The sequence below is a fragment of the Erythrobacter westpacificensis genome, assembly GCF_039542285.1.
GTDB lineage: Bacteria > Pseudomonadota > Alphaproteobacteria > Sphingomonadales > Sphingomonadaceae > Alteraurantiacibacter > Alteraurantiacibacter westpacificensis.
Map to the genome: position 1 here is coordinate 78,037 of NZ_BAABHV010000006.1, position 15,071 is coordinate 93,107.

A 15,071-nucleotide genomic window follows, 5' to 3' on the forward strand; every position below is an offset into this window, starting at 1 on the left:
AATCAGTCGTCGGCAGGAATGGCCAGCCAATCGGCAATGGCAGCGTTCACCGCGTCGGGCGCCTCGAGCTGGATCATGTGTCCCGCGCCGGGCACCACAACCAGCTTCGATCCGGGGATGGCCGCGGCGATCGTCTCGTGCTGCGCAGGCGGAGCCCAGGCATCCAGTTCGCCGGTCATCACCAGCGTCGGGCACCGCACCTGCTTGAGAAGGTCGTCGAACGGCGGGCGGCCCAGCAGGGCCTTTATCTGCGCGTCGAACACGGCCTGCCCTTTGGACAGGCACATTTCGCGCATCACATTGTATTCGGGAGTGTCACGATTGGCATCGGCCACCATCGGCGGCAGCCAGGTATCGACCAGCGCCTCGAAACCGTTGTCGTAGCCAACTTTCTGAAGCTCGGCGCGCTTGGCCGGTTCGTTCTCGCCCACGGGGTGGATGCCGGTGGACACCAGCGCGAGGCGACGGACGCGGTGCGGCGCGAGGCGGAACACTTCCATCGCGATGCGCCCGCCCATGGAGTGGCCGAACACGTCGAGCTTGTCCGCGCCGCGCTCATCCGCCTGGGCCAGCGCGATCCGCGCCATCTCCGCCAGCGAGTCGGCCATGCCATAGCCATCCACCACCAGTCCGTCAGGAAAGGCGGCTTGCTGCGGCGCATAGATGCGCGAATCGCAGATGAGACCAGGCAGGAACATGAGCATTTCGGCGGCTTCCCCTCACTTTCTTCGCGTTCTTGAAAATTTCATCTATACGAATTTGCGACTTTAGGCTAGGGCCTATCTCGACAATAATTCGGGCCTGCCGGAGTCGTCGGCGGGCAGTCCGCACCAGGAGAGTGACATGGCATCTTACGAGACGATCCATCCCAATTGGGAAAAGCCGGCCGAGAACATGGTCGATGGCTATTCGCTGGAAATGACGGCGAAAGAAGTCGATGGCCTGCGCGAGGCCGCGCCGCTGATCCGTCCCGACACGCAGATCGCCGTCACCTTCCTTCCCGGTGAAGAGATCGAGCAGCGCATAGAGGCATCGTGCCTTGTACGCGAACTGGGTTTCGAGCCGATCGCCCACGTCTCCGCGCGCCGCATCAAGAGCCACGAGGAACTGGACTACTACCTCAGGGAAACCGCCGAGCGCGCCAAGGCCAAGCGCATCTTCGTCATCGCCGGCGACCCGCCGGAGCCCGAAGGCCCGTTCGAGGACAGCCTGCAGATCATCGAGACCGGCCTTCTGGAAAAGTACGGCTACGAAGTGATCGGCGTGGGCGGCCACCCCGAAGGCCACCCCAACGTCAGCAAGGACGACCTGTGGGTGTGGATGCAGAAGAAGATCGACGCGGTACGCGCCCACGGCATGACGCCGCTGGTCGTCACCCAGTTCGCTTTCGATGACGATGCCATCGTCGAATGGCTCGCCGAAATGCGCGAGCGCGGCATCGATGTGCCCGTGCGCCTGGGCGTGCCCGGCCCTGCGGGGATCAAGCGACTGCTCGGCTTTGCCAAGCGCTGCGGCGTTGGCGCATCTGCCAGCGTGATGAAGAAATACGGCGTCTCGCTCACCAACCTCGTCGGCAAGGCGGGCCCGGACAAGCTGGTGGACAGCCTCGACAAGAAGCTGACCGAGCGCCACGGCCGCGTACGCCTGCACTTCTACCCCTTCGGTGCGCTCACCGCGTCTGCCGAATGGATCAACGATTACGACGCACGGCACAAGTAATGGCGACGGCAACGCTTCGCCTCGCCTGCCCCATCCGCACCGGAATCTCGGCGCGTGTCACCGGATTCACGGCCGATCGCGACTGCATCATCGAGGAAGCGCAGCAGTTCTCCGACCGGAGAACCGGGCGCTTCTTCATGCGGCTGGTGTTCGATCCGCAGGATAACGACATTACGGCGCTGCGCGATGCGTTCTCAGCCATTGCCGAAAATTTCGAAATGGAGTGGGACCTGCGCGAGCCCGGCTGGGTGCCGAAGGTCATCCTGATGGTCAGCGCGTTCGACCACTGCCTGGGCGACCTGCTCTACCGGATGCGCATCGGCGAGATCAACATGGAGGTGCCCGCGATCATCTCCAACCACCCGCGCGAGAAGCTCACCACATCGCTGATCGGCGATATTCCCTATCACCACCTGCCGATCACCAAGGAAACCAAGCCGCAGCAGGAAGCGCAGGTTCGCAAGATCGTGGAAGAGACCGGCGCGGATCTCGTGGTGCTGGCGCGTTACATGCAGATCTTCTCGGACGACATGTCGAAGCACCTGTCGGGCCGCTGCATCAACATCCACCATTCCTTCCTGCCTGGGTTCAAGGGCGCGAAGCCTTACCACCAGGCCTATGCCCGCGGCGTGAAAATGATCGGGGCAACCAGCCATTACGTGACGGACGATCTGGACGAAGGCCCGATCATCGCGCAGGACGTGGAGAACGTGAGCCACGCCGAAAGCCCCGACGATCTTGTCGCCAAGGGCCGCGACGTGGAACGGCGCGTATTGGCGAAAGCCGTGCGCGCGCACCTGGAGGATCGGGTTTTCCTGAACGGCGACCGCACGGTCGTATTCGAATAACAAGCTGACGGGAGTTTTGCCGGAAATGGCGGACATTATCGATGGCCGCGCGATCGCGCGCCAATTGGACGAAAAGACCAAGGCCCAGGTGGACGAACTGGTCGCAGCGGGGCACTCCGCCCCCGGCCTTACGGTGATCCTGGTGGGCGAGGATCCTGCCAGCGAGGTCTATGTCCGCCGCAAGATCAAGGCGTGCGAGAAGGTCGGCATCCGCTCCACCGAGCACCGCCTGCCCGCCGATACCTCGCAGGAAGACCTGCTGGCGCTGATCGACCAGCTCAACAAGGACGAGGACGTCCACGGCATCCTGTGCCAGGTGCCCTTGCCCGATCACATCGACACGCGCCTCGTGCTGCGCTCGATCTCGCCCGAAAAGGACGTGGACGGGTTCCACCCGGTCAACGTCGGTCGCCTCAGCACCGGCACGGGCGGCATCGTGCCCTGCACCCCGCTGGGCGTGATGATGCTGCTGAAAAGCGTCATTCCCGACCTGACGGGCAAGGACGTGGTGGTGATCGGCAAGTCCAACATCGTCGGCAAGCCGGTGGCGAACCTGCTGCTGGATGCCGAGGCGACAGTCACCGTCACCCACATCTACACCGAAGGCCTGCCCGAAATCTGTCGTCAGGCGGACGTCATCGTGGCCGCCGCCGGCGCCCCCGAACTGGTGAAGGGCCACTGGGTGAAGGACGGCGCGGTCATCATCGACGTCGGCATCACCCGCAAGGAAGGCGAAGACGGCAAGACGAAGCTGGTGGGCGACGTGAAGTTCGACGAGGTCCAGCACGCCAAGGCCGTGACCCCGGTTCCCGGCGGCGTCGGCCCCATGACCATCGCCTGCCTGCTGGCCAACACGGTGCAGGCCGCGCGCAACCTGATGGGCTATGGCGATGCCGAGCGCGGGGACGACTATGCCGATGCGCCCGACCGGAGCATGCACACCACGGCCTGAGGCAGGCTTGCCAAGCGGCACTTGCTGGTCGAATGTCCGCACATGGCAGAAACGATCGACGGTCGCGCCCTTGCGCGCAGCATTGACGAACAGACCAAGGCCGAGGTGGAGGCTCTGGTGGCGGCGGGACACAACCGCCCCGGCCTCACCGTCATTCTCGTGGGCGACGATCCGGCGAGCGATGTCTACGTGCGCCACAAGGTTAAGGCGTGTGACCGGGTAGGCATGCGCTCCACCGAGCATCGCCTGCCCGCAAGCACCACGCAGGAAGAATTGCTCGCCCTGATCGACCGGGTGAACGCCAGCGAGCACGTCCACGGCATCCTCGTGCAGGTCCCCCTGCCCGGTCATATCGACGAGCGCGCGGTGATCGACGCCATCGATCCAGCCAAGGATGTCGACGGCTTTCACCCGGTAAACGTCGGCAGACTGTCCACCGGCACAGGAGGCATCTGGCCATGCACGCCGCACGGCTGTATCAAGCTGCTGCAATCGGTCGAGCCAGACGTCGAAGGGCTCGATGCGCTGGTCATCGGTCGCTCCAACATCGTCGGCAAGCCGGTGGCCATGATGCTCACCGCGCTCGGCTGCACCGTCACCATCGCCCACAGCAAGACCCGCGACCTGCCCGGAAAGGCGCGGCAGGCGGATATCATCGTGGCCGCCACCGGCATCCCGGAAATGGTGAAAGGCGACTGGGTGAAGGAAGGCGCCATCGTGATCGACGTCGGCATCACCCGCATCGAGGGCAAGGACGGCAAGGACAGGTTGGTGGGCGATGTCGCTTTCGAGGAAGTGCAGCACGCCCGCGCCGTCACCCCGGTACCGGGCGGCGTCGGGCCGATGACAATCGCCATGCTGCTGGCCAACACGGTGCAGGCGGCGCTATCTGGCTGAACATAGGCTCACGGGCCAAAGCCACCCTTTGCCGATGAGAGTTCTCGCCCTATGAGTAGTCCCTAGCATGGCCGAGCAGACAGACAGGAATTCAATGCCCCAGCCAGACACCGACATCTGCATTATCGGCGCAGGCATATCGGGCATTTCCATGGCCGCGCACATCGGCATGATGTGCCCTGACCGCAGCTACACCATCCTGGAACGGCGCGAAGAGATCGGCGGGACGTGGGACCTGTTCCGCTATCCCGGCGTGCGTTCCGATTCAGACATGCACACGCTGGGCTTCAATTTCGAACCGTGGCGGCACGAGGACGCGATTGCCGACGGGCCGAGCATTCTCGAATACCTCAATCGCATCGCCGACGAACGCGGCATCCGCGATAACATTCGTTTCGGTCAGGAAGTGCTCTCCGCCGACTGGGATTCGATGACCGCGCGCTGGACGATCACCGCGCGCGGAGTGGACGGAAAGCAGACCGTCACCACCGCCCGCTGGCTCTATTTCGCCAGCGGATACTACGATTACGACAAGCCGCACGAAGCGGACATTCCCGGTATTGGCGATTTCGGCGGGGATGTGCTGCACCCGCAATTCTGGCCCCAGGATTATGACTATTCGGGCAAGGACGTGGTGATCGTCGGCTCCGGCGCGACCGCCGTAACGATGGTACCCGCCATGACCGACAAGGCGAAAAGCGTCACCATGCTCCAGCGCACGCCCACGTGGATGGGTGCCGGGCCGCGGCAGGACGTGTGGAGCCAGCGTTTCCTGCGCTGGTTTCCGGAGAAGTTCGCCTATCGCCTCACCCGCTGGAAGAACATCGCGCTGCGCAGCTATTTCTTCAACCTGTCGCGGCGCAAGCCGGAGCGGCTGGCAGAGCTCATCCGGGGCCGCTTGAAAGACGAGCTTGGCCCTCATTACGATCCCAAGCATTTCGAGCCGCCCTACAACCCGTGGCAGCAGCGCCTGTGCCTGGTGCCCGATGGCGACCTGTTCGAAGCGATGAAGGCGGGCAAGGCGCGAGTCGTCACCGATCATATTGCCGGGTTCGATGCAGGCGGGATCAAGCTGGAATCGGGCGACTACGTGCCGGCCGACGTGGTGATCACCGCCACCGGCCTGCGGCTGGTCCTGGCCGGCAAGGTGGAGGTTTCGAAGGATGGCGAGGCGGTCGAATGGCCGGAGCACTTCTTCTACCGCGGCACCATGTTCTCCAACCTGCCGAACCTCTCCTTCGTGTTCGGCTACCTCAACGCCAGCTGGACGCTGCGGGCCGACTGCAACGCGCGTTATGCCTGCGAAGTGCTGAATGAGATGGCGCGGCGCGGGGTGGATATCGCCGTTCCCGAACTCGCCCCCGAGGACGAGCCCGAAGCCGTGGAGCCGTGGGACTATACCTCCGGTTATCTCAACCGCGCGAAGGACATGATGCCCAAGGTCGCGGCAAAGCGCCCCTGGACCCTCGCGCACAACTACCTTGAAGACCGCCGGGACTTCCAGAGCCGCCCGGTCGCCGACGGCGTGCTCCGCTTTCGCCAGGCGCCCGCTGCCGCGCAGCACGACAGCGCGCCAGAACACGAGAAGATTGCCGCCGAATGAGCCAAGCAGCCGACAAGGTCTGGACCGCCGGAATGGTGGTGATCGGGGATGAAATTCTCTCGGGCCGCACCGCCGACAAGAATATTGCGCAAGTCGCCAGCTGGCTACAGGTGCAGGGCATTCGCCTGACCGAGGCACGCGTCGTGTCAGATGACATGGGGGCCATTGCCGCAGCAGTAAACGCGCTGCGCTCCGCCTACGACTACGTCTTCACCACCGGCGGGATCGGGCCGACGCATGACGATATCACCGTCGATGCGGTGGCGCGCGCACTGGGCGTGCCGGTGGTCATCCACCCGGAAGCCCACGCCATTCTGAAGGAATACTACAAGGACCGGCCCGGCGGCCTGACCGAGGCGCGGCTGCGCATGGCGCGAGTACCGGAAGGGTCTGACCTCATCCCCAACCGCATGTCGGGCGCGCCCGGCATTCGCCACGGAAACCTGTTCCTGATGGCAGGCGTGCCGCACATCACCGCGCAGATGCTGGACGGTCTGACGGGCCAGTTGGAGGGAGGGGCGCCGCTGATAAGCGAAACCGTGGGCGGTTTCATTCCCGAGACTGAAGTCGCCGAGATCCTGCGCGAAGTGGAAAAGGCGCACGAGGGCTGCCAGATCGGCAGTTATCCTTTTTTCCGCGAGGGGCGCGTCGGCTCGAACTTCGTCGTGCGCTCGACCAGCCGCGACGTGCTGGATAGCGCGGTCGATACGCTTTGCGAAGCATTGGCCGAGGCAGGCTTCGATTTCACGCCCGGCGGTATCTGAAGCTGGGTGCAGCCTGGCGAAATCAGCGCGTCCCGCGCTTTTCCTCGTCCTCGACAATTTCCTCGCGCAGCTCTCGTGCCCCACGTTCGGAGCGCGCGTCCTGCGCAGGTGTCGTGCGCTTGGTCTGCACATAACCGTAGATAAGGCCACCTAGCAGCAGGAGCGCACCAGCCCCTGCAGCAATGCGATTATCCACCCACACAGACAGTCCGAAGATTACCGCTACGGCGACGAGAATGAAGATCAGTCTTCCGGCCATTGAATTTCCTTTCGGAAAATCAACGCGGCGTATGGGTCAAGTTTCCGAAAAAGCCCGATCGCTCCTTCGCGACAAGCCGGTATGGGCGAGCACGAAAAGGGGGGCAGGTCGCCCCGCCCCCCTTCAAACCGGTTCGTCCAGCGCTCAGAAACTGAAGCTGAAGTTCACCGTCGCGCGGTCGTCGCGATAGGTGTCCTGTGCCACGCGGGCTTCCACAGCGGCGCCGATGGTGATCGGCCCGTTGCTGAAGTTCACGCCGCCGCGCACCTCGCCGTAGGAGGCATCGTGCAGGTTGACCGGCAGGTTGAGGTTCACGTGAGCCGCCTCGGCAAAGTGCAGGTCGATATCGGTGCTGTTGCCACTGAGGCGGCGCACGTAGTCGGCCTGGATCTCGGGCTGCATGACCCAGTCGCTGGCAAACCCCATGCGGGTCTCTCCGGCCAGCTTCAGACCCGTGCGCCAGTCGACACCGGCACGGCTCACGCCGTCGATGGCCATGGCGAACTGCGCACGGCTATCCTGGAACCCGTCGACCGCGTAGCGCGAGTAACCGATGCGCGTGCGCGGGGTGAGCGTGAGGTCGCCCAACTGGTGGTTGTAGCCCAGTTCCACGTCCGCAGCGTAGGAGCTGGCCGTGCTGTCGACGGCGAACCCTGCTGCAAGGCTGCTGTCTACCCGGCTGCTGGCATCCAGCTTGGTGAAGGCAAAGGACGCCTGCCCGCCGACGTACATGCCGCCGCCAAGCTGGTGCGAACCGTAAAGGGCCATCTGGCTGGTATCGAGCGAGGCAAGCGCACCCGACATCTGCCGCTGCCCGCGCGAGTAACCGACCGCAGTGCCGACCACGCTATCCTGGCCAAGCGCCATTTCCAGGCCCATCGCCATGTTCCAGGTCCCGCTCTGGTCGACGCCGCTCGCCCCGCCCAGCTCGTTCTTGCGGTCATAACCGACCGCCATGAAGCCGCTGATGTGATCGGGCAGGACCAGCCCTTCCATGGTGCCGCCGTTGTAATTGCTGGCGAAAGACATCTGCGATGCGGCGGCAGGCGAAACCTCTCCCGAGCCGGTATAGCCCGCAGTGGTGCCCGACAGGCGGATACGCCCGGCGCTCTGCTTCTGGCCGAGCATGGACAGACGATCGCCCACCAGCGTGCGGACATAGCTGCCCTGCCGCTCGTCGGAGACCGAAAGGTTGCCCGTGGCGGCCACCGAGTTGGCACCGAAGGTCGCGGCAACATCTGCCGCGCCCATCACGTCGATGGCACCGTAAATCCCGGACAGGTCGGCGTAGTTCGACATGCGCAGGCTGTCGAAGGCGTTGCCGAACGCGAGCGCGTACTGGTCGCTGATGCCGCTCGAGGACAAGTAGTTCACGAAGGAACCGGCCTTGATCTCCGCCGTCACGTCGAATTCATTGTAGGTAAGCTCGGGGTAAAGAACGCCCACGCCCATGGTCACCACGGCGTCGAACTCGTTCTCCACGCCGCCCTGCGCGGTGAGGACTTCGAAGCTCTGGCCCCAGCGCGGGGTCTGACCCCTGGTGCCCAGCGCGAAGGCCGCGGTGCCGCCCAGCGACGCGATCCCGGCATTGTCTGCATCGCCAATGATGGCCAGCGTGTCGCCGCCACGCTTCAGCAGGTCGAAGATCGTGACCGATGCGCTGGAGAGGATGACATCGCCGGCAATGGTGAGCGTGCCCGGCTTGCCGATGTCGCCCGGCGCGATGATGCCCTGTGCCACCGTAAGGTAGGTCGGGTCGAAGAAGCCCGAGCCCGACAGGAAGCCGGCGTTGATGAAGGCCTCCCCCGTGCGCAGGGTGCCGTCGAGGTCGAGCAGGCCACCGGTCTGGGTATAGTCGCCCCAGACGAACAGATCACCGCCACCGCGCACCAGCAGGGCGGCCTGGCCCGCAATATTCAAGCGATCGATGGTCTTGCTGTCACCAAGGATGGTCGCTCCGGCCTGGTCCAGCGTCACTTCGTAATAGCGCGCCTTGATACCATGCGAGGGATCGCCCACCACGTTGTCCGGCACGAAGCCGGTCGTGCCGGGTCCGCCGGGAACGTAAATGCTATTGGGTCCGGTGCTTTCCAGCGGAACGCTGCCATCGGCAAGGTCGGTGCAGATCGTCAGGAAGCAGACCTCGCCGAACTGCGGGGTCTCACCGGAGATGCCGGGCTGCGAGAAGCCCGGCAGGGCGTTCTGCAGTTCGCCGTCCACCTCTATGGCATAGGCCGGGTCCATGTCCTGCACCCAGTGATTGGGATTGTTCCAGTTGGACGTCCCGCCCTCGGCGCTGACGTAGGCGTAGCTGTTGTTCGCGACGATCGATTCCCAGAACATGAACAGCGGCTGGTAGAAGCTGGTCGTGCCGTAGCTGGATGACGGCTGGGCTTGGAAAAAGCGCGAACCGCCCGTCAGCACGCCAAGGATTACGGGCACGTCGAACTTCTCGTCGGCGATCAGCGGGCCGCCCGAATCGCCCCCGGCCGTCGAGCCTTCATTGGGAAGCGCGGTGCCGTTGAAAACGTCGAAGTCGAAACTGGACGCAGCGACATTGTATGCGGCCTCGCCTTCGGGGCTGTCAAAATCGGTCTGGTAGAGGTTTTGCGGAAGGCCATAGTCGCCGGGGCCGAACAACCACTCGTTCCGGTCGTTCAGCGAGCCGAGTACGGAGACGACGTTCTCGGCAATCCGGCGACGGAAATCGACGGGGTTGATATCGCCAGCGGAGCCGGTTCCCGAACGGCCGTAACCATTGATGAGGACGTGGGTTTCCTCGGTCAGCGGAGAGAACAGCATCGTCTACGTCGGCACGCCGTCGGCATGCGTATCGAGCGTGGCCAGCGCGACATCGGCTTCGAGGAAGCCCAGCTCTACCGAGCGCTCATCGTACCAGAGCTGTTCCACGTTGTAGATGTTGAGATCGGGGTTCGACTGGTATGGCGTGTTGCCGAACACGCCCAGCCAGTCACGCGCAGCGGGCAGGTTATCGGCGCTGAAGCCGAAGCTGATCGGCACGCCGCCGCTGGCCGCACCGTAGTCCTCGGCGGCGATATCGTTCACGCAGTGGGCAGCGAAGATAACCGTGCGCGGGTTGATGAGCGTGCCGGTGCACAGGCCGACGGCAAACGAGTTGCGATCGGGCTGCGTCACCATCTGGCCGACGCCGGTAACGTCCTCGATGGCGTCGTAGGCCCCCTCGGGCGGGGGCAACAACAACTCGGTCCCATCCGTCACCACCACGCCCGATTCGTCCAGAACCTTGAGGCCCGCGTTTTTCCCGGCGCCCTCTGCATGGGCGGTTTGCGCCAGCACGGCGGAAGCTGCGACGACAGAAATGGAGCCTGCGAGTTTTGTGACGAATGCGCGATTCATGGCCGGTGTCCCCTTTTGTGAGAAAGTCCCGGGACGTCGTTGCCCCAAGAGACTCAGAGAAGGCCAAGTGAACGGAAGTCGCAGATTATATCAATAGTAACTTGTTTAATTAACGCGTTCATCATGTTGATAAAGCGTATGAAATAGCTCCATTCCGAGCATTTCAGGCACAAGAAGGCGAGATGCGAAAACCGTTAGATGATCGCCATCGCGGTAAAGCAACACGCCGCCCTGCTCCGCCGGGCAGTCCGCATTGCACATGGCTACCAAGGGATCGACAACGGTGACACCGGGCCTTTGGTCCAGCCTGCGCAGGATCTCGCGGGCCGGAGCCTCACGCGTAATGACAGTGGAGACAGGGACCGGTTCGAGCCCCGCCAGCCCGCCAAAGCGGGACGCGAGATAGCGGCCGGGAACATCGCGCCCCTGCTCGGGAATACTGGCCACGATGATGACCCTCCTGCCGGTGGCAGTGAGCCGCCTGGCCAGGGCGCCCAGCGTGTGCTCCACCACCTCCGCCGACCTGTCCGCCGTTACCGGCTCTCCCGTCCGGAGCGACACCAGCGGATCGTAGCTGCCGCCCTCGCCGGGCGCGTTGGCCTGCGTGACGTGGGTGATCCATCGTGCACTGAGGATGACCGTCCGGTAGGCATCGGGCCGCTCCTCCAGCAAGCGCAGGGCCGCCGCGTTCAGGGCCGCGCAATCCATGTCGTCACCGTGTTTCGCGCGACGGAAGCCCGGCAGCGGCGGGCAGCCGGTCGAGACGGCGGCGGCTCCGGCCACGCCGTTGTCGCGCAGCAGGTCATCGAGGCCGGGCAGGAGCGAAGCCGCGTGGCTGTCGCCCCACAGCAGCACCTGCGGCTCCTCACCCGCCGCGCCGAATTCGCAAGGCATCCCGGCCTCGCGCCAGCTGGCGCGGCATTGCTCTTCCAGCGCGCTGCGCGTTCTCGCCTCCTCCACAACCGCGCGTGCATCGGGAGCGCGCTGCCATGCGCCCTCGCTGCGGATCACGAGGCTGGCGATGCCCGCGATGGCAAGCGCGGCAAGGCCGCCCAGCACGAATGCGGCGTTGCGCCCGATCACGGCCTTCTCTCCGCGCCGCCGCAGGGGCTGCTCTACCCACCGCGTGCTCATCCAGGCCAGCAGGAGCGAGGCGGCGAGGGCCAGCGAGGTGCCGAGGAACGGGATCTCGACGCTGACGTAGAGGTGCCGCGCCAGCACCAGCGCGGGCCAGTGCCACAGGTAGAGCGCGTAGGAGACGAGCCCCACCCACACCATCGGGCCGCGGGAGAGCAGGCGGCTGGCCAGCGTCGCATGACGCTGCCCGGCCCAGACGATTGCCGCCGCGCCCAGCACCGGGGCCAGCGCCGCCACACCGGGAAAGGGGGTAGTCCCGTCGTAGCGATAGGTCGCGTAGGCTATGGCGAGGAGGCCCAGCGCGCCCGCCGCCTCCGCCAGCCAGCGCGGCAGGGCAATGCGGGCAACGCCAAGTGCCAGCACGGCACCCACGCCCAGTTCCCAGGCGCGCGACTGGATGAGGTAGAAGGCGCCCGTCGGCGTCGTATCCACCATGTGCACGCTCCAGGCGAAGGAGGCTGCCGTTGCCAGCACCGCCGCTGGCAGGGCGGCGCGGCGTCCTATCGTCCACACCAGCCACATGGCCAGCGGCACGGCGATGTAGAAGTGCTCCTCCACCGCCAGCGACCAGGTGTGCAACAGCGGCTGGAATTCCGCATCGATGGCGAAGTAGTCGCTGCCTTCATTGCGGAAATGCAGGTTCGACCAGAACAGCGCCGCCGGGATCGCCGAGCGCGCGAGGTCGAGGTAGGCGGGCGGCGGCAGCAGGAACCAGCCGAGCGCGAAGCATGCCGCGATCATCAGGAACAGCGGCGGCAGGATGCGCCGTACGCGCCGTTCGTAGAACCCCGCCAGCGAAAACTCGCCCGCTTCAAGCTCTCGCGCCAGGATGCCGCAGATCAGGTAGCCGGAGATGACGAAGAACACGTCCACGCCGACGAAGCCGCCGGCAAATCCCGGCACGCCGGCATGGCACAGGACCACCGCCAGAACGGCAACGGCACGCAGGCCATCGATATCGCGGCGGTATTCCATCGCCATGCGTTAGCAGACACCTTGGCAAAAAGAGAAAGGGCCGGAGAATTGCTTCCCCGGCCCTTTCGCCAAAACCATTATCGTAGGAAAGGGATTTCCCTTTTTGCGCTACCGCTTCGCTACTTGAGCGCGGGTTACGCCCCTTCGACTTCCGAAAGGTCGATCTTCAGGCCCGGGCCCATCGTGCTGGTGACGGACACCTTGCGCACGTACTTGCCCTTGGCGCCCGAGGGCTTTGCCTTGACGATCGCCTGGGTCAGCGCTTCGAAGTTCGCCTTCAGGTCTTCATCCTTGAACGACAGCTTGCCGATGCCGGAGTGGATGATGCCCTGCTTTTCAACGCGGAATTCGACCTGGCCGCCCTTGGCGTCCTTCACGGCCTGCTCCACGTTCGGGGTGACGGTGCCCAGCTTCGGGTTCGGCATCAGGCCCTTGGGACCCAGCACCTTGCCGAGGCGGCCGACGACGCCCATCATGTCCGGCGTGGCGATCACGCGGTCATAATCGAGGTTGCCGTTCTGCATGTCTTCCATCAGGTCTTCGGCGCCAACCTTGTCGGCACCGGCGGCCAGCGCCTTCTCGGCGTTGTCGCCGCGTGCGAACACGGCAACCTTCACGTCCTTGCCCGTGCCGCCCGGCAGCGAGACCATGCCGCGGACCATCTGGTCTGCGTGGCGCGGATCGACGCCCAGGTTCATGGCGACTTCGACGGTTTCGTCGAACTTGGCCTTGTGCTCGCGCAGCGTGGCGAGTGCCTCGTCGACGGTGTAGAGCTTCTCGCTGTCCAGTTCGGCCAGCGTCTTCTGCTTCTTGGTAAGCGTTGCCATGGTCTTAGCCCTCCACCACTTCGATGCCCATCGAACGGGCGGAACCGGCGATGATCTTCACGGCCTGATCCTTGTCGTTCGCATTGAGGTCGGCCATCTTCTGCTCGGCGATCTCGGCCAGCTGGCTGGTCTTGATCGTGCCGATGATGTCCTTGCCCGGCTCCTTGGAACCCGACTTGATCTTCATCGCCTTCTTGATGAGGAAGCTGGCGGGCGGGCTCTTGGTGACGAAGGTGAACGAACGGTCGGCATAGACCGTGATCTTCGTCGGGATCGGAGCGCCCTTTTCAAGATCCTGCGTGGCGGCGTTGAACGCCTTGCAGAATTCCATGATGTTCACGCCGCGCTGACCCAGCGCAGGGCCGATCGGCGGGGACGGGTTGGCGGTGCCGGCGGGCACCTGAAGGTTGATGTAACCTTCGATCTTCTTGGCCATGATGGCCTCCTTTTCTCACTGTTGCCCCGGCGGTTCAGGCCAAGGCTCATGTTAAGCGGTTCAGCGCCGATCCGAAGACCGGCTCCCGCGCGGATTTCCAAGCTGTAAGCTGGGAAGGCGTGCACATAGCGAAATCGGCCAAAGATGCAAGGGCCTTGCACCTTGTGCCGCAGGTAACGTGGAACACCCATGTGGCCCTTTTGAAAAACTTCGTTACCCCGCAATATAGCCTTTAAACAGAGAGTTAGCGCGATCCTGCCGGAATGGGATGTAACCTTTCGCCGGCGGCACGGTTTTCCGGCGAACAGGGGCATGGGGTGACGGCTTTCCGGCATGGCCCCCGCATGACCGCTCGCGACCGATGTAGGAAAGTCTGCACCCATCCCTTGCGCCCCGCGTTTCCGCGCTCCAGAACCCGGCAAAAGACAGGGAACCGCATTGACCGACACAACACCCGTGCAGACCGCCTCGGTCCCGCCGACATCTCGTCTGAAAGCGGCGATCGGCTGGCCGCTCTTCATAGCCCAGTTCATCACCGTGGCGCTCGCCTATTTCATCGGCAGCCTGCTGCCCGTGCTGCCCGCCCTGTTCGAATCGATCGTGTCGGCGGTGGAGAACCCCGCCCCGCAGCCCGGCGAGCCCGTTCTCGGCTCGGCCCTTGTCGCATCGACCGTCGTCGGCAGCGCCGTGGTGGGCATCTTCGTCGCGTGGTTGTGGTTGCGGCGCGAGGGGCGCTGGGCCGAAGCGATCCGGCTGGCAATGCCTGCGAGCTGGCGCTCCACCCTCGGCTGGGCGGCGCTGGGCCTTGGCGGTACATTGCTGATCTTCGCGCTGGGCGCGCAGCTGACGGAAGCCATCGGCCTCGGTGCCCCGGACCCCACGTTCGTGCTGGCGCTGGTGACGGAAAGCCCGGCCATGCTGGCGCTGTGGATCGTGGCGGTCGCCTGGTTCGCCGCCGGCTTCGGCGAGGAAGTGCTCTATCGCGGCTTCCTGATGGACCGACTGGAGCGCGTGGCGGGCCTGCGCGGGCGACCGTGGGCCGTGCTGGTGGTCCAGGCGGTGCTGTTCGGCCTGCCGCACGCCTATCAGGGCATGGGCGGCATGCTGGTGACAGCCATGGTCGGCCTGCTGCTGGGCTGGATTCGCAACCGCTGCGGTGGCAACCTGTGGGCCGCGATCATCGCCCACGCCGCGGTGGACACGGTCTCGATGATCCTCGCCTATGCCGACAAGCTGGGCTGGATGACAGGATAGGAGCCATGGCCTTGCAACGTCA

At 64.6% G+C, this 15,071-nt stretch carries 14 protein-coding genes; 7 read left to right on the forward strand and 7 right to left on the reverse strand.

The genetic code is table 11. The features are described 5' to 3' along the window. Nucleotides 1-2 precede the first annotated feature (2 nt). A complete protein-coding gene (locus tag ABFX23_RS03880; RefSeq protein ID WP_346031811.1) occupies nucleotides 3-704 on the reverse strand; it encodes an alpha/beta fold hydrolase in 702 nt (233 codons plus the stop codon). 139 nt (nucleotides 705-843) lie between these two features. On the opposite strand from ABFX23_RS03880, the gene ABFX23_RS03885 reads away from it, so the two are divergent. The 6 genes from ABFX23_RS03885 to ABFX23_RS03910 all read left to right on the forward strand — a co-directional run bounded on the left by ABFX23_RS03885 (nucleotide 844) and on the right by ABFX23_RS03910 (nucleotide 6,783). After that, nucleotides 844-1,719 (forward strand): methylenetetrahydrofolate reductase, encoded by an 876-nt coding sequence (locus ABFX23_RS03885; RefSeq protein ID WP_346031812.1) that lies wholly within the window; start codon nucleotides 844-846, stop codon nucleotides 1,717-1,719. Next, nucleotides 1,719-2,567 (forward strand): formyltetrahydrofolate deformylase, encoded by an 849-nt coding sequence (gene purU / locus ABFX23_RS03890; protein WP_346031813.1) that lies wholly within the window; start codon nucleotides 1,719-1,721, stop codon nucleotides 2,565-2,567. Before ABFX23_RS03885 ends, purU begins: the two co-directional genes overlap by 1 nt. A 25-nt stretch (nucleotides 2,568-2,592) precedes the next feature. After that, on the forward strand, nucleotides 2,593-3,519 hold the full coding sequence (gene folD / locus ABFX23_RS03895) for a bifunctional methylenetetrahydrofolate dehydrogenase/methenyltetrahydrofolate cyclohydrolase FolD (RefSeq protein ID WP_346031814.1): 927 nt from the start codon (nucleotides 2,593-2,595) through the stop codon (nucleotides 3,517-3,519). A gap of 42 nt (nucleotides 3,520-3,561) precedes the next feature. Beyond that, the gene (folD, locus tag ABFX23_RS03900; RefSeq protein ID WP_346031815.1) at nucleotides 3,562-4,416 is read left to right on the forward strand and encodes a bifunctional methylenetetrahydrofolate dehydrogenase/methenyltetrahydrofolate cyclohydrolase FolD; all 855 of its coding nucleotides are present in this window, start codon (nucleotides 3,562-3,564) and stop codon (nucleotides 4,414-4,416) included. 67 nt (nucleotides 4,417-4,483) lie between these two features. Beyond that, nucleotides 4,484-6,019 (forward strand): flavin-containing monooxygenase, encoded by a 1,536-nt coding sequence (locus ABFX23_RS03905; protein ID WP_346031816.1) that lies wholly within the window; start codon nucleotides 4,484-4,486, stop codon nucleotides 6,017-6,019. Next, nucleotides 6,016-6,783 (forward strand): competence/damage-inducible protein A, encoded by a 768-nt coding sequence (locus tag ABFX23_RS03910; RefSeq protein WP_346031817.1) that lies wholly within the window; start codon nucleotides 6,016-6,018, stop codon nucleotides 6,781-6,783. The genes ABFX23_RS03905 and ABFX23_RS03910 overlap by 4 nt, the downstream gene beginning before the upstream one ends. A 22-nt stretch (nucleotides 6,784-6,805) precedes the next feature. Here the strand turns inward: ABFX23_RS03910 and ABFX23_RS03915 are convergent, their stop codons facing one another. From ABFX23_RS03915 to rplK, 6 genes are all read right to left on the reverse strand, one after another. Then, the gene (locus tag ABFX23_RS03915) at nucleotides 6,806-7,042 is read right to left on the reverse strand and encodes a hypothetical protein (RefSeq protein WP_346031818.1); all 237 of its coding nucleotides are present in this window, start codon (nucleotides 7,040-7,042) and stop codon (nucleotides 6,806-6,808) included. 144 nt (nucleotides 7,043-7,186) lie between these two features. Then, the gene (locus ABFX23_RS03920) at nucleotides 7,187-9,844 is read right to left on the reverse strand and encodes an autotransporter family protein (RefSeq protein WP_346031819.1); all 2,658 of its coding nucleotides are present in this window, start codon (nucleotides 9,842-9,844) and stop codon (nucleotides 7,187-7,189) included. A gap of 3 nt (nucleotides 9,845-9,847) precedes the next feature. Further along, entirely contained in the window at nucleotides 9,848-10,420 is a 573-nt protein-coding gene (locus tag ABFX23_RS03925; protein WP_346031820.1) for a trypsin-like serine peptidase, read from the reverse strand. A gap of 105 nt (nucleotides 10,421-10,525) precedes the next feature. Then, complete coding sequence (locus tag ABFX23_RS03930) at nucleotides 10,526-12,538, reverse strand: acyltransferase family protein (RefSeq protein ID WP_346031821.1); 2,013 nt, start codon at nucleotides 12,536-12,538, stop codon at nucleotides 10,526-10,528. Nucleotides 12,539-12,666: 128 nt separating this feature from the next. Then, nucleotides 12,667-13,359, reverse strand: a complete 693-nt coding sequence (rplA, locus tag ABFX23_RS03935) for a 50S ribosomal protein L1 (RefSeq protein ID WP_346031822.1) — start codon at nucleotides 13,357-13,359, stop codon at nucleotides 12,667-12,669. Nucleotides 13,360-13,363: 4 nt separating this feature from the next. Continuing rightward, nucleotides 13,364-13,795 carry a 50S ribosomal protein L11 gene (gene rplK / locus ABFX23_RS03940; RefSeq protein ID WP_120077555.1) on the reverse strand — a complete coding sequence of 144 codons (432 nt, stop codon included), beginning with the start codon at nucleotides 13,793-13,795 and terminating at the stop codon, nucleotides 13,364-13,366. A gap of 438 nt (nucleotides 13,796-14,233) precedes the next feature. Here rplK and ABFX23_RS03945 point away from each other — a divergent pair, with 438 nt between their 5' ends. Then, nucleotides 14,234-15,049, forward strand: coding sequence for a CPBP family intramembrane glutamic endopeptidase (locus ABFX23_RS03945; protein ID WP_346031823.1), 816 nt, complete (start codon nucleotides 14,234-14,236; stop codon nucleotides 15,047-15,049). Nucleotides 15,050-15,071: the final 22 nt, after the last annotated feature.